Raw genomic sequence first — 20,533 nt, 5'->3', positions numbered from 1 at the left:
TGAATCGTTGCCGCACTTTTTCTTTGCTGAACTAGGTCTCAGTTTAAAAGCCATGAATATTTAATAAGTTTTTAGATAAAACCTCGTTATTTATGAACATAGATTCGCAATTCCAATTTATGTTTATCTAAAATCGAGTTTTTTTGTTCTTGTAAAGCTTGAGATAAGGCAATCTTGGGGAAGATAAAAGGTTGTTATAGCCACGTATGCACAATGGTAGTGTCTAATGCTATTCTTAGATAGAATAAAAGTGTTGGGAAATTTTATCTGAATTATGGGAGTGGATGTAATGGAAATTCGAGATTTGTTTGAATTAGAAAACGATAAAACCTTCCAACAACTCAACCAACAAGTGAATTCATTTAATACACTAAAAATTCTAAGGCTAGAGAATCATGAGATCCGTCACTCGAATATTTTGGCATGGTTACTGAACCCCAAAGAAAATCATAGTTTAGGTGACTACTTTCTACGGAAAATGATTGAACACCTTGTCCTCATTGATGAAAATGGCAGCAACTCACGTTATGAAAGTATTGGTAAAATCCTTAACCATTCATTAATAGAAAGTCATGTATATCGTGAAGTAAGAACAGATAAAAACCGCTTTATTGACCTACTAATTGTCAACCCAAAATTGAAATATATATTTCTGATTGAAAATAAATTGTATTCAACAGAATCGAAAAATCAACTAAATGATTATTTGAATTTTATTCAATGTGAATTTACAGATTTTGAAGTGATTCCAATTTACTTAACGCTTGACGGGGAAGAACCTTCAAACAATGAATATTTTATCCAAACTTATGAAAGAGTTGAAATGATTTTAGATACAATTCTTATGTTGTATAAGGATCAATTGAGTGACAATGTTTATAAGTTTATTGAAGATTACAACCAAATATTGAAAGAAAAGTTTTATCCAAATCAAGATCAAATATTTCAAGCTGTTGATATTTATCGAAATCATAAGCAAACAATAGATGAATTAGTTGGGCAAATGGCTTTAGAAAATAAGCAATTAAAAATGGAACTAGGGTATCAATTTGAATTCAAGATGAAATATAAAAATACTATTGATTATATCTATAACCATGGACAGAACATTCTTTCATATAGTTTTGAACAGTTCATTCATCAACAATTTAATGGAGAAGTTCTATATAATGCTCATCCTACTACACCTTATTTATTACCACCTGAATGGGAAGCTATTAGTAAAATTCCATTAAGAGAACCAAATTATTGGTTGGGAAAAGGATTAATTACTTGGTTTGAACAGTCGAACGATCGGCGTTTACGTCTTATTGCTGAAATAGGACCAATGGAATACTTTAGGCGTCTTATATTACTTGAACAATTGGAGAAATTAGGGTTTAAAATCAGGCAAGATTCCAAATTAGAGAAAGCACGTTATACGCGATTTTTCTCAGAAAAAATGGATGTTAATAAGTGGGATGATATGGCAGAGCTTACACAAGTAATGATGGATCTATATAATAGTCCAGAATTTACTTTATTAAGAAAACAAATAGCTGCTATTCTAAATAATAGAAATCCGGTAGAAAATGAAGTATCTCAACTATTGAAAACTGACACAATAGACAGAACAAATATGGTTCATATTGCATTTAAAAAATGGATGGAATCTAAAAATATCCCTGAAAATCATTATCGAGTTTCATCTCGACTGCTATCTTTTAAAATTCCATTGTTTGACGCATTTAAAGAAAAATTAGGAGAAACAAGAGAAAAATGGTGGTGGGATAATGGGCCTTTTCTATTTTGGATGAGACTTGATCCGCCAGATTCACTTTACTTTACATTGGAAATTGGTCCAATTGAAATCGATAAACGGGTACAATTAATGGAAAGTATAAAAGAAAGAGGAATTAAATTTAATAAAAAAGGACTTCGTCAAGAAGCCAAATTTACTCATATTCATACTGAAACCATTTCAATTAAAGGATTAAATGAATCTGAGATAATTGAGAAATTTAATGCTTTATATGGTAACAAGAAACTGCAGAACATATTAGAAAAGCTACAAATAATTTATGAAGAAACGTTTAGTAAGCTTGAATAATTAGTTTTACACAGCTAACAGCAGCCCCTGTACATTATAAAAGTGTTGGAGCATAATCTAAATTTATTAATCTAAAAACAATTAAATAAGAAAAATTAGTTAGACATAATTTACACCTCGTTTTTTTTATCTATAACACTAACGAGGTGATTTTTTATGCTTCCAACTAAAAAACAACTTGTTAAACATCTATCTGGTAAAATGACAAACCAAGAGATTGCTAAAATTTATGGAGTACCGTTTCAAAAGATCACTGATCTGATTAAGCAATATAATTTTGACGCCGATAAACTAAGACGAACAAACATGTACACTGTTTATGAACATTTACTAGATGGTGATGTGGTCTATGTCGGAAGTGGTCTTTGGTATCGATGCAGAAGGTCAAGTAATAGGAGAAATCTTGAGCATAAAGCTTTAATGGAGCAAGGTAAACTTGATTATATTTTTGTGGCAGAGTATGAAAAAGAAGAGGATGCTCGAAGGCATGAAATTGAACTTATAAAAAAATATAAAGTGATGGGTCTTGCTAAATTTAATAAGAAGATTGGTTGATGCTTGACAAATAAAGGACCTTGAGGCATAAGTATAGTGAATTGTGTTACCAATTTTAAAAGATTTCATAGAAATCCTTGATACTATTGGATCAAATGACTCTATGTATTATAAGGGGACTCAAAATCGTGTTCCTCACGGAGTGTCGGTTCGACCCCGACCACCGGTATACCTATAAATATTTACGTTACGATAGAAAAAACATTGAAACTCGTAAACCTTGATTTTAAAGGGTTTATGAGCTTTTTGTTTTATTGAATATCGATAGAACACGATATGTTTCCAATGCGTTTTACACCTATCTTACACAATCATACTCTCAAATATTTTCACTGTGACTTGCTCACATGCAAACGCGATTCCATTAGAACATGGATATATTCCTTTAAGGTTATTTCAATGTCACTATGACCAAGTCTCTCGCTTACATAATTGAATGGTTGCCATTTGATAATGAAGTTCACTTGCATGAGTGTGCCGTAGTCCGTGAACAGTTATTGGCTCAATTTCTAACTCATCTAATAATTTTTTTCAATAACTTGTTGGTGTTAGTATTGCTGACGACTTTATACTTTAAATTAGGACTGTAAAAAAACAATTGGTGGATATTAGTCTGATTGGTATGAACAACTCTTTAAAATAAGTCATTGTAGGATGATCCATTTTAGTATCCGATTTGACTGTTCGTTCTTGGTTTTTCCAAACCCTTCCGAGAAATTCTTCTTGTAATCCCATGTTTTATTGATACTATTGTGTTGTTTATTAAAAGAAATTAGACAAGTCCAATCTATGCCATTTTTGAATCTTGATTTTGTACTGAAAACGTCAATTTTCAGGAAATAATTTAGTTATAATAAAAAATATAAGGAAGAAGGAGATCTACATGATAGATTATGATTTAGATATCATCCTTTTTTCAGATCAATCTTTCTGGAAGCTGAATAGAGCTTTGGAAGCAACAAAACTTGATCGAAATACTTTCCAGAGGAAAATCGAGGAGGTTAATGACAAACTAGAAAAATCAGGTATAAGGACACTTGAGTATAAAAATGAAGTGCTCGCTATACCAAAAAAAATACAAAATTTTGAAGAAGTACGTTTTTCTATTGATAAAAGTAAATTTATACTTTCAGAGTCTAAAAGACAGGCATTGATATATCTTCTAGTTTTTTCTGAGCTAAAGCAGACTTCGGTCAATGATTTTCAAGATTTATTGGAGGTCAGCCGAAATACGATTTTGAGTGATATCAAAAAGTTGAGAATTTTATTGCAAAATCAAAAAATAAAGATAGAGTATTCTCGCAAAAGGGGATTCTATCTTGACTCTGATGAAGTCACACTTAGGCAGAAGGCGTGGTACTTTCTCCAAAAGCTGTCCGCACAAGATGAATTTTATGTTTTATCGAAATTTCTGAATCAAAATCAGCCATTGAGCATTTTTGAGATTAGCCAAGAACTTCGAGCATTAATGCAAAAGATGGAGCTGGAAGTAGTACATAGTCGCTATATCCCAATGATTCTTTATGTGGGTGTACTCAAATCTCGTGCTGTGAAACATCCATCCGACAACGAAGAAGAATTGTTCAAAGCATTAATTATTGGGATGTCGGATGGGAAAGGGAGCTTGGGTAATGTAGATTTTCTTTATCGTGTGGCTTTTAATATCATGGAAAACGTAATGAAGCTTGCAGCGGTGGAATTTGAAGACTTCACTAAGACCTTTTTGGCGTTACTTTCGCATCTGATTCCTGCCTATTTTAGACTAAAAAATCACTTTGAGCTTGAGAATGTCCTATTGGAGCGAATTAAAAAGAAATATCACTCGTTATTTTTACTCATGGATTCGGCACTTGTCCCATTGAAAGAATTGGTAGGGGAAATTTCTGAATCCGAGCTGGCGTATTTTGTCATCTTATTTGGTGGAGAAATCTATAAGAATAAGTACTCTGGAAAACCAGTGCGTGCCATTGTTCTATGTATGAATGGGATAAGCTCAAGCTTGATTATGAAAAAACGGCTGGAAAATTTGTTTCCCTCAATGGAATTTATCTTGAGCACGTCAGTTTCGCATTTTGAGAAATTACCTAAAAATTCTTATGATGTCATTTTTTCAACAGTGCCTGTCAAATCAGACAAAAAAGTCTATCTCATGTCCATTTTTCCGGAGATGGAGGAAGAAAATGAATTGTATAATCAGTTATTAAAGGACTTTAATCTCCCAGGCTTTGTGAAACCATCAGCTCAAAAAATACTAAAAGCTATAGAACCATACATCACGATAAAAGCTCCAATGGCTAAGAAAGATTTACTTAGAATCATTGATAAAAAGTTAAATAACAATAGAAAAGAAGGAGGAATCTCAGGAGTAATGCTTTCAGATTTATTAACTAAAGATAAAATAAAATTTACCAATCAAACGCTCGGCTGGAAAGAAGCGATTGAGCTTACTGCTCAACCAATGATTGAGAAAAAAGAGATTGAAGAGCAATATATTACAGCAATCCTAAACAAAGTGGAAGAGTTTGGTCCTTATGTTGACTTAGGGTCGGGGATTGCTTTGCCACATGCTAGGCCAGAAGATGGAGTCAATCAGTTGGGTATGTCATTTTTGAAATGCGAACATCCTGTATATCTAATGGACGATCCTAAGCATGAGATTAAGATTTTTATTGTATTAGCTGCGATTGATAATGAAACTCACCTTAGAGCTTTATCGACGCTCGCAAAAATTTTGTCCAACAAGGAACAGCTAGAACTGTTATTAACAGCGACTACTGTCGAAGAAATAGAACAAATACTTTTAACAGAAGAAGGAGAAAAATAGTATGAAATTTGCATGTGTATGTCAATCAGGTCTTGGCACAAGTTTCATGGTTCAAATGAATCTGCAGGCGATTTTACAAGAAGAAGGTTTGGATGTGAATGAATTTCAACTGGATCACATGGATGTAGGTTCAGCTACACCAGAGGCTGCGGATTACTTTTTTGTAGAAGCAACTTTGGTGGCGGCTTTACCTAATATTCCAGCAGAAAAAATTGTGCCATTGGCATCAATTATTGACAAAGATGTCGCACGTGAAGCATTGAATGGTGTGCTGGATCGTCATGGGATTAACCATGGTTAAGTGGAGTAGAGGAGCGATAATTAATGAATGGGTTACTTAATTTTATAGTTTCTGTTGCAACAACACCCGCGCTTTTGGTAGGGTTGATTGCAATGCTTGGTCTTATATTGCAGAAAAAGCCAGCGACAGCTGTGATTCAAGGAACGGTTAAAACCTTTGCGGGTTTTCTGGTACTTGTGGGTGGTGCGGGGATTTTGGTTAACTCGCTGACACCATTTGCGACTATGTTCCAACATGCTTTTCACGTAACTGGGATTGTTCCGACTAACGAGGGTGTTGTTGCCCTTGCTTTGGTGAAATTTGGTACACCAACGGCTTTGATTATGCTGGTCGGTATGGTGGTCAATATTCTTTTGGCTCGTTTCACACGTTTTAAATATATCTTTTTGACGGGTCAAGCGATGCTTTATGTGTCTTGTATGGCTGCGGTTATTCTTGTGTCGGCAGGTTTGGGAGATTCTTGGATTACTATTCTGTTGGGCGGACTTTTTGAAGGGACTATGCTCACGGTTACACCTGCGCTCTGTCAACCGTTTATGCGTAAAATCACGGGCACTGACAATGTAGCGATGGGGCATACAGGGAATATCGGTTATGCATTCTCAGGTTGGATTGGGAAAGTCTTTGGTAATCCAGATCCAGAAAAGTCAACAGAAAAGTTAAATATTCCAAAGAGCCTTGGATTCTTACGTGATTCAACGGTTTCAATCTCGCTTGTGATGGCTGTGGTTTACATTTTACTGGTAATTGCTGCTGGCCCTCACTTTGTAGAAACTAAACTTTCTAGTGGTACGAACTATATTATCTTTGCCATCGTACAAGCAGGAACATTTGCTGCCGGTTTTGTAGTGGTGCTTCAAGGGGTTCGGATGATTTTGGCTGAAATTGTGCCAGCTTTTCAAGGGATTGCTCAAAAATTGGTGCCAAATTCAAAACCAGCACTTGATGTACCAATCATCTTTCCATATGCTCCAAATGCAGTGTTGATTGGTTTCTTTGTTTCTTTCATTACAGGGACTCTGTCTATGTTTGCGATGCTCGCTTTGGGAACGACGGTGATTATTCCTGGTGTCGTTGGGCATTTCTTCTGTGGTGCTGCTGCTGGGATTTATGGGAATTCTACGGGTGGTCGTCGAGGTGCGGTGCTCGGATCATTCTTTAATGGTTTGCTGATTTCTTGGTTACCACTCTTTATCATTCCGGCTTTGGGTTCGTTTGGAGCTGGTGCTTCGGCTACTTTTGCGGACACGGACTATCTGATTCCGGGTATTGTTGTGGGGAATATAGGTAAATTGGGTGTGGGTGCTTTGACTACCCTTATTGTAGGTTTTACTATTGTGGTTATTATTTTCAGCATGGTACTCAATGCTCGAGATAAAAAAAAATCATATAATCAAATGGGTGCTGCTTAAAGGAAAAAAGAAGCTAACTACCTATCTTACACAGGGCTTTAACTTCTTCTTTTATCTGTATATGGATTAAATGTCCTGCACTTTAAAAAAAGCGTTACTTTTTTATTGGGCAAACTGAAAAACTTGAATTAGCTTAAACCATTGATTAATAAGGGACGCCGATATAATCCTTTTTTCACCTTGCACGATTGAAAAAAATAGAGACCAAACACTTTTTTGTGTTGGTCTCTTTTTTTGTCTTTGTAAGGCAAGGTCCTGATCGTGAACCATGGTACCACCTTCAAGAACAGCAATTATATTTTTAACAGTTCGTCTAATAACGGGAACCGTAACAGAATTTCTGGATTGTTTATATTTAGGGCCATTGGCCATTTGTTTTGGGAAGGTATAGTCCTCAGGGAACCCTGCAAGAGTAAACACTTTTCCGGAAACAAAAGAAGCATTATAATTCCAAAAAAGATCGTTTTCATTCGAAGGAGCAAACGTTCCATTTCATAAAAAAATTGAAGGAATATCGGATTAATGCTAAGAACTCTTGATTTTTATGGAAAGAGAATTAATGATTTTTAAAAATGTTCTCCAAATCACGTGGAGTCAAAAAGAACGGATTATGCTAATCATAGGAAGCGACCATTTATGGATGTTAGAAAAATTATTCAAAGGTAAAGGATGGAAGGTTATAAACCCTTTTTTGAATTGAAATTATTAATTATCTTAAAATGTGCTTGAACTAGAGGTGGACTATAAAATGGTTGATTTTCAATTGATTAAAAAGTTATGTATCGAGTCCAGACTCGGAGAAATAGTTGGTGTTCCAATACCAATATCAGGTGGTCTTTTGCATAAGATGTATGCGGTTGAAACGAATGATGGAAAATATGCCATTAAAATATTAAATCCTCAAATTATGATAAGACCTGATGCGATGAATAATTATATTAATTCAGAGAGAATTGCTAAATTGGTATCAAAGAAAGTACCTGCTGCACCAGCCAAAATAATTAATGGTGACTTTGTTTTAAAAATGGACAACCACTTTTATATGGTTTTCGATTGGGTAGAGGGTGAAACGCTTAAAACAACTTCAATTAGTTGTAGTCATTGTGAAAAGATAGGTTCTTTACTCGCTGAAATACATAGGACAGATTTTTCGGAGCTTAACATAGGAAATTTTAGAAACAATGAACCATGCATAGACTGGAAATATTACATTGAGAAGGGCCAAAAGAGTAATAATGAATGGATAGAACAGCTACTTGAAATTGTTGATAAACTTTATGAATGGACTTCATTAGCGATCAATGCCAAAAGATGCCTTTCAGCAAATTTAGTAATTAGTCATAGAGATTTAGATCCTAAAAATGTCTTATGGTATAAAGGTGGTCCCGTTTTTATTGATTGGGAGTCTGCTGGTTATATAAATCCTATGCAAGATTTAATTGAAACAGCTCTTTACTGGTCAGAAGATGAGACAGGTAATGTAGATAAAAGAAGATTCTTCGCTTTTATAAATGGATATAAAAAGGGATACGGAGAAACTAAGGCGGATTGGTCTATGGTATTAGAAAATGGCTTCTTAGGTAAATTAGGTTGGCTTGAATATAATTTAAAGCGTTCCTTGTGGATTGAATGTTCAAATGAAGAGGAGCAAAAGCTAGGGACGACACAAGTGATAGGAACAATAAAGGAAATTAGAGATTATGCGGAGAAGATCTCAAAGTTAGTTAATTGGCTTAATAATCAAGATTAATGACTCGTTATTAATGGCGTGGGGTTTTGATGTCGCCATTTTCTTATTCACTAACGCTCAGTAGGGCATTATAAAAAAATTGGTTTGGTTCTATTTTTATAAATAGTAAGGAGGAAATTCTTATCTCTAAAAGCTTAATTTTTGTTTCGAAATCCAAAAAAGTAGTCTGGTTTACTGTATTAATTGTTTATAACCTAATTGATATGTACGGGATACTGAGACCTAGTAATGAATATATCTTCTTTATGGCATATTCCGAATGGACCATGTTTTTTATAATAAATGTAATTACTTTTGAATTTCTTTTAATTACATTTTTTATATGGTTCCTACCCCAAAAACAGTGTTTAGGTCCTATTTTAATAACCATCGGAACAATCTTTGTAATAGTAGTTACTATTTTAGGCTCGTTAGATATTGTCTTTTTGAGGGAACAACATATCTACACAGTTAATGACAAAGACGACCATATCCAATTAAAAATAGCCTATAAAAATGGACTTTTCAATTCGGATGACGATGTAAGAGTATATAGAAACAAATATCTATTAACCTATACGGAAATCCGATAATCTTGATTATTCTAGAGGGACAATGGAAGATGATATTCAATGTCTTAAAGAACATAATTATCAATTTAATGTTTCTCAAGGCTATTTAAGGTTGGGGAATGATAGTGTTTATAAAATCCGTTGAAATTTTTATCTGGTCAAACGGATATGCTTTGTGAGCAAGGCTTTGCTGTCGGTTAGTGAAAGAAGATATTTAATTTGATAAAACTTAAAAATGGGTTTGAGGTGTACATATTTGAGCCGTGAAAATATTATTTTAGTGGTTAGTGTCTCAATATTTAAAGATGACAAAGTATTAATCATAAAGGAAGATAAGCCAATTGCAATTAATAAGTGGAATTTTCCAGGCGGTCGAATTGAATACGGTGAAGACATTCTGGATTCTGCAAAAAGAGAAGTAAAAGAGGAAACAGGTTTTGACGTAAGCCTAATAAATACGACTGGTGTATATAATTTTAACAGTATTACAGATAACCAAGTAATATTATTTCATTTTACTGCTGAGATCGTTGGAGGAACCTTAAAGCTTGAAGAAGAAGAGATAGTCGATAGCAAGTGGATAAAATTAAATGAACTTTCAAAGATGGAAGACAAGGATTTAAGAGAACCGCATGTGATAAGACAAATAATAGAAAGTCTATTAAATGATAAACTACACTCAACTTGTATCTTTAAAAAACAATTATTATAGTGAGTGTTTTCATAGGGTGGGGTGTACTTGATGGAAGTGCAGTCGTATTCACCTTTAAATATAGGCAGACATTCTTAAAGGGGGGGATTGTATAATGATTTCAGTTGTCTCTATGAATCTAGAGGAAGCTTATAAGATTCGTGATATTGATCGTTCAGAAACGATTGAGCTGATTTACCAGTGTATTGAAGGTGAACTTAAGGAGACAAAAGTGCTGCACGAATGTCCAAATTGGGATGAGGATCACTATAAGGAAATTATTTCAAGGTATGAATATGAAGTTAGTAGCGGTGGGGCTGCATATGGTGCTTTTGATGGAGATAGATTAGTTGGATTTGCTGTCCTTGAACACAAATTCAGGGGTAAAGACAATGATCAACTTCAAATAGATCTTATGTATGTAACAAGGGAATATCGAAGACAAGGCATTGGGAGCAAAATTTTTGAAGCATTAAGTAGAGAAGCAGCCAAAAGAGGAGCTAGACAATTGTACATATCAGCTACTGAAACTGAATCAGCGGTTAAGTTTTATTCAAATCATGGTTCTTCCATTACGCCTAATGTGGACACTGAACTTTTTGAAAAAGAACCAAACGACGTTCATATGATAAAAATTTTATAAGCTTTAAAAGCCATAGCTAATCGAATTCCTTGTTAAAAAAAGCGATACAAGAAAGGGTTGGGGAAATGGTGGAACGGAGAAAAGGAATAGTTAAATGGTTTAAAGAAGAGAAAGGTTATGGTCGAATCATGTTGGATGGGATAGATGGTAATCACGTATTCGTTCATTTCTCTGAGATAATATCGGGAAATAGTTATAAAAGCCTTAAAGAAGGGAAAAAAGTTGTTTTTGATTTAATTGAAATTCCTAACGCAAGTGACTCGCAGCAACTAACTGCTAAAAATGTAGAAATTATTGATGATGAACATGTATAAAAGTAGATGCTCTCTTTATTAAGCTACAACGGCGTGTGTGCTATATAAGAAGTAATAGTAAGCGATTCAAAAGCGTGCTGAACTCAAATGTTGGCATGGGTGGAAATAATTATTGGAGGTGTGTGAATTAACTGGTGATTGAGCAAGTGAAAGGTAGGGTGATTACCAAGTCATTTGGATATATATGTTAAAATAAAAGTTAGATTATTGAATTGTTCTTAAAGTAAAAAACGGACTGTAATGGTTAACAAGAAATTTTAGAGTCACTGTGATCGTTGAAATAAGCGGAAATTTTTCCGTTATCAACCAAAATAGCGTTCAGTTTGTCGTAAATAAGCGGAGTTTTTCCGCTTAAACAAAAAGAAATGACCCATTTTCATGTTTTTCGAGTCAATAGTCGGAATTTTTCCGTCTATTTTAGCTATTTTTAATGTCGATTTCTAAATAAGCGGAATTTCTCCGCTTATTTAGAAAGTCCGCTTTAGCCATTTAATGAAATAGGTAATAGATTGCATTTTAATTAGAGTTTTGCACCTCACAAGTGAACCCCTTAAATTACGAGTCCTTTGGTTTTATTTTTTTTAGTTAATTAGAAAAATCAGAGTTGGTATATCTTGGGGGAATACCCCTAAATCGTAATTCTGGCAGGTCAAACAGGCTTTCTTGTAGAAACTTAAGACATATGAAATATTTTTAAATTGGGGGAGAAAATGATGGCAGAAGTTTTGTTGTTGCACCATGTTTTAGGCCGAACGAAGGGGATTGAAGCCATTGCCGATCAACTGAGAGAGGCGGGGCATACTGTGCACGTGCCAGATTTATTTGACGGCCGCATATTTTCCACGCTGGAGGAAGGCTTGGTATTTGTTAAGGAAATTGGATTTGAAGAAGTGAGCGCGCGCGGTGTTCGGGCAGCCAGTGAGCTTTCACGCGATGTCGTCTATGCTGGTTTTTCACTCGGTGTCCCGGCAGCGCAGCAGCTCGCCCAAACTCGTGAAGGAGCCAGAGGTGCCCTGTTTTTTCATGCCTGCCTCCCGACTTCTGCGTTTGAATCTGAGTGGCCGACCGACTTGCCCGTGCAGGTTCACGCCATGAGTGAAGATCCTTTTTTCGTTGAAGACGGCGATATCAACGCGGCCCGTGATCTTGTGGCGTCTGCCAATCAAGCTGAACTTTTTCTGTACGAAGGCAAGGAACATCTCTTTACCGACAGCAGTTTGCCGTGTTACGATGCTGACGCGACGAAACTTGTGGTCAAGCGGGTTCTCGACTTTCTCGCATAATTGTTACCAAAAAAATTCAAGGCTGGGATATAACCAGATTTATGTATTAAGTTTCTTCTATAGGCGTGCTTTCAATAAGATAAGGTGTTAGTGATCTATTAAATGCAATTTAGGTAAACAGCAAATCCAGGTGATTTATTTTTAAATAAAGGCAGTAAAGATCAGCTAATTTCATAACCAAAAATAAGAGGATGCTTTTCGAGACAGTGATTAGCATCCTTCTATTTATGTATGATTCACCAGAGTTGCTTAGAAAAGGTACTGCGAGGTGGATGTGATTAAGTGGATATAAAAATGAGGGCTTCCTAACGGATTAGAAAGAGCCCTCATTCGCAAATAACTCTAAAACAAGTTGTTTATAATTTAGATTGGCTGGCAATTTCTTTTCTGTCTGGGCATTGAGGCGGCTCTTCCATCCATTGCCTATCAATCAACAAATTAAGCCCGTCTTCGGAATAAGCAGTTGTTAAGGTAAATGAGCTCATATAAAAACTTGCAACATCTCGTCTCAGGGTTTGAGCGAGAGATAATCCTAATTTCCCTAGTCCCACTGAATTGAGACTTCCAACTAAGTAAAGCATTAACTGGTCTGAAAAAGGCGATTCAGTTGATGTTGTAACTTGTGAATCCCATATCATTCCATGTGGTGCTAATTCATCTTCGAGCATCTGCTGCACTCTATGAACAAACTTCGTTGCAAGTTTCCTTCCCCTGATGAAGTATTCTTGTATTTCCTTATCTTTTATCACCTGAATAAATCCATTCAACAACACTCTTCCCATTTGATTCGAATAGCTGTTATCAAATAACTGACCTAATTCATTTGCAAGCAAAGGTCTTTTAGCTCCAAACCAACCACCCAGAAAACTGTTTTTCTTGATGGGACCATCACTTTTTTCTTGATAAGGTATGTAAGGTGGTCGAATATAAATGCCTTTTCCTTGCATCATATTTGTCATTTCAATAACGAGTGTACTGGTATCCGAATAAAATCTTTGAAAGAGTGTTACAACATCCTTCCGAGATGAAGCAGTAAAGGAGTTGTTATGATTCAGTAGCGCTGCTTTACAGGCTTGCAAAATGTAATGACAATAAAAAACATCGGTGAACAATCTAGGTGCTTTCAAATTAACGTGTTTATCTAAAGGGAAGCCAATAGGCCTTGTAATTCCTTCGTTTTCAAGGATTGCAGCGACAGAATCTCTATGATCAATAGCGGTATCGAGCGCTTTCCTAACAAAAAGATTTACATCCTCATCCTCTTTGTGTTCAGCAAAGTGTGTAAGAAAAGCAATCATAGAACTATCAGCCAACATTGTAGTCCAAAGAGTGGCCATTTCGCTGCTTGTTAATTTCGTATGATGATTGAGGTCAGAGAGGTTGGTATCGTCCATTTTGTGTGTACCTCCTTATTTCATGGCTAATAAGTAGTATCCCTAAAAATGGTGAACGTATAATAGGATTTAATTATTTTCTGTTCCTTTTTGATCTAAAATTGCCGGAATGCCCTTATATATCATTGGAACGGCTTACGTCTATTAAAAAAGAATTGATTTTTTTAGAAAACGAACAGGATGGCAGGGCTTATGTAGGAGACGGTGGAGTTGCTGCTAAGGCGTCGGATATCGTATGGGGGCAGGATTCGCCTTTAATATTGTGTGGTTTATCCTCTTAATCATCGTTGGTGGGTGCACCGTGTATTTGGTAATTATTAAAGGCAATGGTCACTCCCCTCCTCTAAGTGGCCTAATTTTTTGTTTTAGAGGAGGGAAGAAAGGGGGACCGGAATATTATCGTAACCTCATTGAAAGAGAACACATGAATAGACCTGTCAATATTCGTCTTCATGATGGAAGAGAACATCAACAGGCCCGCTGTCGAGATTGAATGGTGATGTTTTTTTGGGGGGCAAACCTCTACTGAAAGAATAACAATTCGAAGAGATTTGTCGCCACTTAAAGCATTAAGGACAGGACTTTGCGGTATGATAAGAATTCCAAAATTAAGGCAGGTATCATAAGCCCTTTTATGCCAATCAATTCTTAGTGAACGGTTAGGGTCTTTTTAATTGTAGAACCATTGACTCTAATAATGACAGGGTATTTTCCGGGTGTCGTATTCGTACCCACTCGCCATTTCCATGAAATCATTCCGCTGCTGTTGGCGGTTTTAGCCCCTAATCCGGAAGCATGACTAGGCCCTGATTTATAATCGACTTCGATTGTTCCTTTTGCACCATGTTTAGTTTTAACCGTCACTGAAGCATACTGGCCATGCTTAACGTTAAGCGTTGTACCTGTTACGGATGTTGAAGAGCTTGCCGATGACTTGCTAGAGCTTGAAGAACTTGGTGTACATGTACGAGTTGAGTAGTGGTTCTTTGCTGCGTAACTACAAGAAATGGAATGACTATAGCCGCTAGACGTCACATACCCCTTAAGACTCCAAATTCCAAGTTTGTGAGATTTGGCGTAACTTTGAGCTGATTGTAAAGTGGAAAGGTGATCCGTGTTTGGTGGATAAATATAGGCCACTCTTGCATAGCCTTTTTTGACAACGTCATAGTTGTACATATCCGTTTTAGTACGATAGACATAGGCAAGGAGTCGTCCGTATTTATCTTTTGTATAGCCTTTTTTTCCTTCTTGCAGGTAAATATGTTTACCCACAGGAAGCCTCTTCTTGGCATAACTGGCAGCAGTGTAACTATACGGTTCAACAGGAGCCTGTGGATCAACATCTTCAGGAGTATCGATCAATAACATCCTTACTGTTTGATCCTTACCATTTATCTTTACATGGATCGTATCGCCATCAACATTCTTTGAAACGACCGCAGGAACAAGTTTCGTACTTGCGTTGGCAACGTTGTTGGTAGTCCCAAGGCCAGAGTATCCTAAAAACAGAACCAGTAAGGCTAATAGGCTATATCTAAGTTGTTTAATGACCTTCATCTTCAATCTCCTCTTATGTTGTTGGTAAGCCCATTAATCATACCAAATAAATGGAATTTGGAAATAGCTTTTTTATTTTAAAAAAATTAGAGTGAATGACCATGACTCTATTTCTTTGTATATAATTAAGAATATTGTTATTATTGTATTTTTGTTGAAAGGAACAGCTTAAGGAGGAGGAGAAAATGCTTCAAATAAGTGTGGGAAATATAATTTATCAACTCGTCGTTCTATTTGTTCTTATTATTATTTTGATTGTTGTTGTAATAGGCATTTCATCTTTAATAAAGAGAACTAGGACTCACTCAATAAAGAAATTAGAAATGCAGAATAAGGAAATATTAAAGCAACTTTCGGAGATTAAAGAGATGATTCGACGCCACTGCACCGATTGAGCAGGTCGTTGATGAGATCATCCGTCAAAGTGAAGAAGATAAACGCCAACGACAGTGACATATGGTTGCTAGCAGTAAGCTCAGTGGGTTATTGGTAAGGTAGGGGACTTTGGAGAGCTATCAGATAAGATTGAAGGTGAAAATATGAGCAGAATGCATGACAATGAATTGGACGTTAATCTAAGTTTTGTTAGAGGGTTAATTAAAGAGCAGCTCCCTGAACTCTCTACGTTATCGATAACTCCAGTGAATTCGGTTGGGACGGTAAATCATGTCTACAGGCTCGGACAAGAGTTTTGTATTCGCCTACCCAGGGTTAAGGAGTGGGCAGATATAGAGAAAGAGTGGAGATGGATTCCCTATCTTGCTCCCTACCTGACACTTAAAATCCCCGAACCGATTGCCTTAGGTCAACCCAATGCCTCGTACCCTGTGAACTGGGCCGTATACAAATGGATTGAGGGTAATATCTATTCGGATGAATTAGTTCATGATGAAAGAGAGGTTGCAAAAGATTTGGCTGATTTTATAAATGAGATGCACTCAATTGAAGTGCCAGCTGATGCGCCCAGGGCAGGACGATCACCTTTGCATGAGTTAAATAAAAGAACATTAGAATGTATGGATGAGGCAAGTGATTTGTTAGACAGAGACAGAGTATTAGCGGCATGGGAAGATTCATGTAAAGCTTCTGTCTGGAACGGTCATGCAGTATGGATACATGCTGATCTACTTAGAACAAATCTTTTGGTTCATTCCGGACGTTTAGCAGCGGTCATCGACTTTGGCACAGCGGGAATTGGAGATCCAGCGTTTGACCTAATACCTGCTTGGAGTATATTTAATTCCAAAGGGCGGAAAGTCTTTCAAACTTCCATCCATGCCGATAAGGATACATGGCTTCGAGCCCGAGGGTATGCGCTTCACCAGGCAGTACTTATCATCCCCTACTATCGAGAAACAAACCCACAATTTGTTACTCTTGCAAAAAGAACGCTGGATGAGATTGTGGCGGATCTGGCAGAGTCTATCTCATAATAAAGGGTTCCATTTTGAGGCGCATAACCATAAAAATAGCGTGCAAATTCATAGACATGCTTTAAATAAGCCGACTTCAGAGATGCCTTGTGTCCGGACAACGGCCTTACAAAAGTGGAAGGTGAATGATAGGATTAGGCAACAATTTGAAACAAATATGCACTTCCTTAACTTATAAAGTCGCTGTGGAGGTTAGATAAACCGTACAATTCAGGATCTGTTCCTCAGGGGAGTGTTGGACAGACCCCGACTGCCAGTTTATGCTAAAGGGGCTGAAAACTATAGAACATGATAATAATCCAACGAAAAATGGGCCCGCTCAATCTAAAGCGATGAGTGGACCCATTTTTTTAGTTATTTTGGCTAGTTATGTCCCAGCCCCATTCCTTTTTTGCTTTTAAGGAATGCTCGTTACACAAAGGCCGATTAGATGTAACGAGCATACGCTAACCCCCGCGAATCCGGTGGGGAATGCCGAAATAAGGGACTGAGGTTACGCCTATTTTGTTTGAGCGTAACGAGGATACGCTATCCTCCGCGAATCCGGTGGGGAATGCCGAAATAAGGGACTGACGTTACGCCTATTTTGTTTGAGCGTAACGAGGATACGCTAATCTCCGCAAATCGGGCCGGAAAGCCGAAATAAAGGACTGACGTTACGCCTATTTTGGATGAGCGTAACGAGCATACGCTAACCCCCGCGAATCCGGTGGGGGATGCCGAAATAAAGGACTGACGTTATGCCTATTTCGGATGAGCGTAACGAGGATACGCTATCCTTCGCGAATCCGGTGGGGAATGCCGAAATAAGGGACTGAGGTTACGCCTATTTTGTTTGAGCGTAACGAGGATACGCTATCCTCCGCAAATCGGGCCGGAAAGCCGAAATAAAGGACTGAGGTTACGCCTATTTCGGATGAGCGTAACGAGGATACGCTATCCTTCGCGAATCCGGTGGGGAATGCCGAAATAAGGGACTGAGGTTACGCCTATTTTGTTTGAGCGTAACGAGGATACGCTATCCTCCGCAAATCCGGTGGGGAATGCCGAAATAAGGGACTGCCGTTACGCCTATTTTGTTTGAGCGTAACGAGGATACGCTATTCTCCGCTAAACAGGCCGGAATGCCGAAATAAGGGACTGAGGTTACGCCTATTTTGTTTGAGCGTAACGAGGATACGCTATCGGCCGCGAATCCGGTGGGGAATGCCGAAATAAGGGACTGAGGTTACGCCTATTTTGTTTGAGCGTAACGAGGATACGCTATCGGCCGCGAATCCGGTGGGGAATGCCGAAATAAAGGACTGACGTTACGCCTATTCCAGTTGAGCGTAACAAGGACATGCTATCCGCCTGCTATAAAATGTAAAGCAATGGGCGTTGCAACATTCAATGATGATAAATCAATAAAAATTTATTGCAAAACGATAAATAATAATTTAGAATCAATATCAAATAACTGATTGAGGTGCCGATTATGGAAAAAGTAACGACGTTGTTTTTAAAAATAGCTGTCATTCTATTGGGGGTTCCGGTTCTGGCTCTGTGCATCTTTTTAGTGCCTGAGCTTGCGAATCTTGCAGCTAAACTGCTGCCAAACTTTTCCTATATTAAATATGTTGTATTCATCATTTTCGATGCATCAACGATTCCTTTTTACTTTGCTTTGTATCAGGCTTACAAACTTTTACACTATATTGACAAAAATCAGGCCTTCTCCGATTTGTCTGTTAGTTCATTAAAGAAAATCAAGTATTGTGCCATCACAATCAGTATTCTGCACGTGTTAGTTCTGCCTCTCTTCTATCTTTTTGCAGAAGCAGACGATGCACCGGGTGTGGTCTTTATCGGATTGGTTGTCCCTTTTGCTTCAATGGTTATTGCGGTCTTTGCAGCCGTACTCCAAAAACTTTTAAAAGAAGCAATTGATATAAAATCAGAAAATGATTTAACGGTCTGAGGTGAATGACATGGCGATAATAATAAATATTGATGTGATGTTAGCCAAAAGGAAAATGAGTGTAACAGAGCTTTCTGAGAAGGTTGGAATTACAATGGCGAATCTTTCTATATTGAAAAATGGAAAGGCAAAAGCGATTCGTTTATCTACGCTCGAGGCAATTTGTAAGGCTTTAGATTGTCAGCCTGGAGATGTTTTAGAATACAGAAGTGACGAAGAAAGTTAACTACTTTAGGGGAGGTATAACCGTGGACAATAACAATCTGATCATTGAATATATGGATAATCCCCATGAGTTGGAGAGGATGTATAGAAAAGACCCAAAAGCTTTTAAAAAGTCACTCTCCCATGCAAGGGAACTTAATCCTGATTCTCCAGTTCTTGGCGTTTGGTATGAAAGATTGTATTTCAAGGAAATGGCTAATACAGAAAAATCTTCCTTGTTTCAAAAAGGGTTCTTAATCATGGGCCTTTTAGCTATTCTGGCCGGGATTAGCACTAGGATTATTTTTTATTTTGTTTCTCAAGAAGCAATCGCTCCAATTAACTTGGCTTTTGGTATCATTCCTTTTATCGCCGCCTATTTTGTTTACAATAACACTCCGAGGAAAAGTGTTATTTACTCGCTTATCGTGCTGTTTCTAATTTCGGGGGTGTATCTTAATTTTCTTCCATTAAATGATAAAGACAGTACGATCCTTGCTTATTTGCATCTTCCCCTATTTTTATGGGGAGTGGTGGGGCTTGCGTTCACAGGAAATGACTATTCAAAAGGAAGTGCAAGGCTAGCCTATATTAAATTTAACTTAGAATATGGTATTCTCTATGCATGCATGGCAGCTAGCGGAATGGTGTTAGCACTATTAACCATGCGGTTGTTTAGTTTTGTTGGTTTAGATATTGAAGATTTTTATTTTAGTAATGTCATTTTATTTGGAGCTGCTGCTCTAGCGGTTGTGGCTGCCTATTTAGTATCCATGAACCTTAAACTTGCTAAGAATATGACACCCTATCTAGCAAAAATCTTTAGTCCAATTGTCCTAGCCACATTGGTGGTCTACCTAATAACGGTGATAGGGGTCGGGAAAAATCCATTCTTGGACCGCAATTTCTTGATTGCCTTTAACGGAATACTCCTTGGTGTATTGGCTGTTACCATTTTTTCCATTATCGAAAGTGATTCTGAAAGGAAAAAGAACATTTCAGATTATATCAATGTTATCTTAATTGTTCTTGCACTTATTATTGACAGTGTGGCTTTGTCAGCCATCGTGTTCAGACTGTCTTCTTATGGGATTACTCCTAATCGACTTGCTGTTTTAGGTGTAAACCTGTTGATCTGGGCAAATCTAATTTGGATTATGAAACCCTATATCCGTTTTCTGCAAGATAAATCCGGACCGTCGATTATCCAAGACGCCGTTACTAAGTATTTGCCAGTATACGGGATATGGGCAGCTTTCGTTATCTTTACTTTTCCAATCATTTTTAAATAGGCTCTAGGAATGAGCGGAAAACTGCATTCTATTTCACATGAACCTCTTATTTATCAAAAACTTAGTGTCCTTTTTGAGTAACCAGAATAAGCGGAGATTTTCCGGTTATATAGCAAAATCGAGCTCAGGTGCGGGAAATAAGCGGAAGTTTTCCGGTTAAGTAGGGTAAAATGACTCTCAACGACGCTTTTTGAAGTCCATAGCCGGAATTTTTCCTCCTATTTAAGCTATTTTTAGTGCGATTTCTTAAATAAGGGGAATTTGTCCGCTTATTTAT

20 protein-coding genes are annotated in these 20,533 nt (G+C 37.1%); 17 read left to right on the top strand and 3 right to left on the bottom strand.

Annotated elements, in window-relative coordinates; genetic code table 11:
- Positions 1-289 precede the first annotated feature (289 nt).
- The 5 genes from PU629_RS19310 (at position 290) to PU629_RS19290 (ending at position 7,181) form a co-directional block, all read left to right on the top strand.
- The gene (locus tag PU629_RS19310; protein ID WP_275281666.1) at positions 290-2,089 is read left to right on the top strand and encodes a PDDEXK-like family protein; all 1,800 of its coding nucleotides are present in this window, start codon (positions 290-292) and stop codon (positions 2,087-2,089) included.
- A gap of 156 nt (positions 2,090-2,245) precedes the next feature.
- Positions 2,246-2,644, top strand: coding sequence for a hypothetical protein (locus tag PU629_RS19305; RefSeq protein WP_275281665.1), 399 nt, complete (start codon positions 2,246-2,248; stop codon positions 2,642-2,644).
- A gap of 883 nt (positions 2,645-3,527) precedes the next feature.
- Positions 3,528-5,468: a BglG family transcription antiterminator gene (locus PU629_RS19300; protein WP_275281664.1), complete on the top strand. Its 1,941-nt coding sequence runs from the start codon at positions 3,528-3,530 to the stop codon at positions 5,466-5,468.
- Position 5,469: 1 nt separating this feature from the next.
- Complete coding sequence (locus PU629_RS19295; protein ID WP_275281663.1) at positions 5,470-5,769, top strand: PTS sugar transporter subunit IIB; 300 nt, start codon at positions 5,470-5,472, stop codon at positions 5,767-5,769.
- Positions 5,770-5,792: 23 nt separating this feature from the next.
- On the top strand, positions 5,793-7,181 hold the full coding sequence (locus PU629_RS19290) for a PTS ascorbate transporter subunit IIC (protein WP_275281662.1): 1,389 nt from the start codon (positions 5,793-5,795) through the stop codon (positions 7,179-7,181).
- Positions 7,182-7,283: 102 nt separating this feature from the next.
- On the opposite strand, the gene PU629_RS19285 is transcribed toward PU629_RS19290, so the two are convergent.
- A complete protein-coding gene (locus PU629_RS19285; RefSeq protein WP_275284501.1) occupies positions 7,284-7,553 on the bottom strand; it encodes a hypothetical protein in 270 nt (89 codons plus the stop codon).
- A gap of 172 nt (positions 7,554-7,725) precedes the next feature.
- On the opposite strand from PU629_RS19285, the gene PU629_RS22650 reads away from it, so the two are divergent.
- From PU629_RS22650 to PU629_RS19260, 6 genes are all read left to right on the top strand, one after another.
- Positions 7,726-7,881 carry a DUF5694 domain-containing protein gene (locus PU629_RS22650; protein ID WP_481900457.1) on the top strand — a complete coding sequence of 52 codons (156 nt, stop codon included), beginning with the start codon at positions 7,726-7,728 and terminating at the stop codon, positions 7,879-7,881.
- 48 nt (positions 7,882-7,929) lie between these two features.
- Complete coding sequence (locus PU629_RS19280) at positions 7,930-8,931, top strand: phosphotransferase (RefSeq protein WP_275281661.1); 1,002 nt, start codon at positions 7,930-7,932, stop codon at positions 8,929-8,931.
- An 807-nt stretch (positions 8,932-9,738) separates the two neighbouring features.
- Complete coding sequence (locus PU629_RS19275) at positions 9,739-10,194, top strand: NUDIX hydrolase (protein WP_275281660.1); 456 nt, start codon at positions 9,739-9,741, stop codon at positions 10,192-10,194.
- A gap of 94 nt (positions 10,195-10,288) precedes the next feature.
- Positions 10,289-10,816 carry a GNAT family N-acetyltransferase gene (locus PU629_RS19270; RefSeq protein ID WP_275281659.1) on the top strand — a complete coding sequence of 176 codons (528 nt, stop codon included), beginning with the start codon at positions 10,289-10,291 and terminating at the stop codon, positions 10,814-10,816.
- 65 nt (positions 10,817-10,881) lie between these two features.
- Entirely contained in the window at positions 10,882-11,130 is a 249-nt protein-coding gene (locus tag PU629_RS19265) for a cold-shock protein (protein ID WP_275281658.1), read from the top strand.
- A gap of 710 nt (positions 11,131-11,840) precedes the next feature.
- Entirely contained in the window at positions 11,841-12,413 is a 573-nt protein-coding gene (locus PU629_RS19260) for a dienelactone hydrolase family protein (protein ID WP_275281657.1), read from the top strand.
- 356 nt (positions 12,414-12,769) lie between these two features.
- On the opposite strand, the gene PU629_RS19255 is transcribed toward PU629_RS19260, so the two are convergent.
- Positions 12,770-13,807: a DUF3231 family protein gene (locus tag PU629_RS19255; protein WP_275281656.1), complete on the bottom strand. Its 1,038-nt coding sequence runs from the start codon at positions 13,805-13,807 to the stop codon at positions 12,770-12,772.
- 235 nt (positions 13,808-14,042) lie between these two features.
- Between PU629_RS19255 and yjcZ the strand changes: the two genes are divergently transcribed.
- Positions 14,043-14,300, top strand: coding sequence for a sporulation protein YjcZ (gene yjcZ / locus PU629_RS19250; RefSeq protein WP_275281655.1), 258 nt, complete (start codon positions 14,043-14,045; stop codon positions 14,298-14,300).
- 155 nt (positions 14,301-14,455) lie between these two features.
- Here the strand turns inward: yjcZ and PU629_RS19245 are convergent, their stop codons facing one another.
- Positions 14,456-15,367: a thermonuclease family protein gene (locus PU629_RS19245; RefSeq protein WP_275281654.1), complete on the bottom strand. Its 912-nt coding sequence runs from the start codon at positions 15,365-15,367 to the stop codon at positions 14,456-14,458.
- 185 nt (positions 15,368-15,552) lie between these two features.
- Here PU629_RS19245 and PU629_RS19240 point away from each other — a divergent pair, with 185 nt between their 5' ends.
- From PU629_RS19240 to PU629_RS19220, 5 genes are all read left to right on the top strand, one after another.
- Complete coding sequence (locus tag PU629_RS19240) at positions 15,553-15,762, top strand: hypothetical protein (RefSeq protein ID WP_275281653.1); 210 nt, start codon at positions 15,553-15,555, stop codon at positions 15,760-15,762.
- A gap of 144 nt (positions 15,763-15,906) precedes the next feature.
- Positions 15,907-16,800 carry an aminoglycoside phosphotransferase family protein gene (locus PU629_RS19235; RefSeq protein WP_275281652.1) on the top strand — a complete coding sequence of 298 codons (894 nt, stop codon included), beginning with the start codon at positions 15,907-15,909 and terminating at the stop codon, positions 16,798-16,800.
- Positions 16,801-18,277: 1,477 nt separating this feature from the next.
- Positions 18,278-18,760: a DUF2975 domain-containing protein gene (locus tag PU629_RS19230; RefSeq protein WP_275281651.1), complete on the top strand. Its 483-nt coding sequence runs from the start codon at positions 18,278-18,280 to the stop codon at positions 18,758-18,760.
- Positions 18,761-18,770: 10 nt separating this feature from the next.
- Positions 18,771-18,986: a helix-turn-helix domain-containing protein gene (locus tag PU629_RS19225; RefSeq protein WP_275281650.1), complete on the top strand. Its 216-nt coding sequence runs from the start codon at positions 18,771-18,773 to the stop codon at positions 18,984-18,986.
- A 22-nt stretch (positions 18,987-19,008) separates the two neighbouring features.
- Positions 19,009-20,256: a DUF4153 domain-containing protein gene (locus tag PU629_RS19220; RefSeq protein ID WP_275281649.1), complete on the top strand. Its 1,248-nt coding sequence runs from the start codon at positions 19,009-19,011 to the stop codon at positions 20,254-20,256.
- Positions 20,257-20,533 lie beyond the last annotated feature (277 nt).

The sequence above is a fragment of the Pullulanibacillus sp. KACC 23026 genome (genome assembly GCF_029094525.1).
Taxonomy (GTDB): domain Bacteria; phylum Bacillota; class Bacilli; order Bacillales; family Sporolactobacillaceae; genus KACC-23026.
The sequence above is the reverse complement of the archived record's forward strand: the minus strand, read 5'-3'. Positions and strand labels throughout refer to the sequence as shown.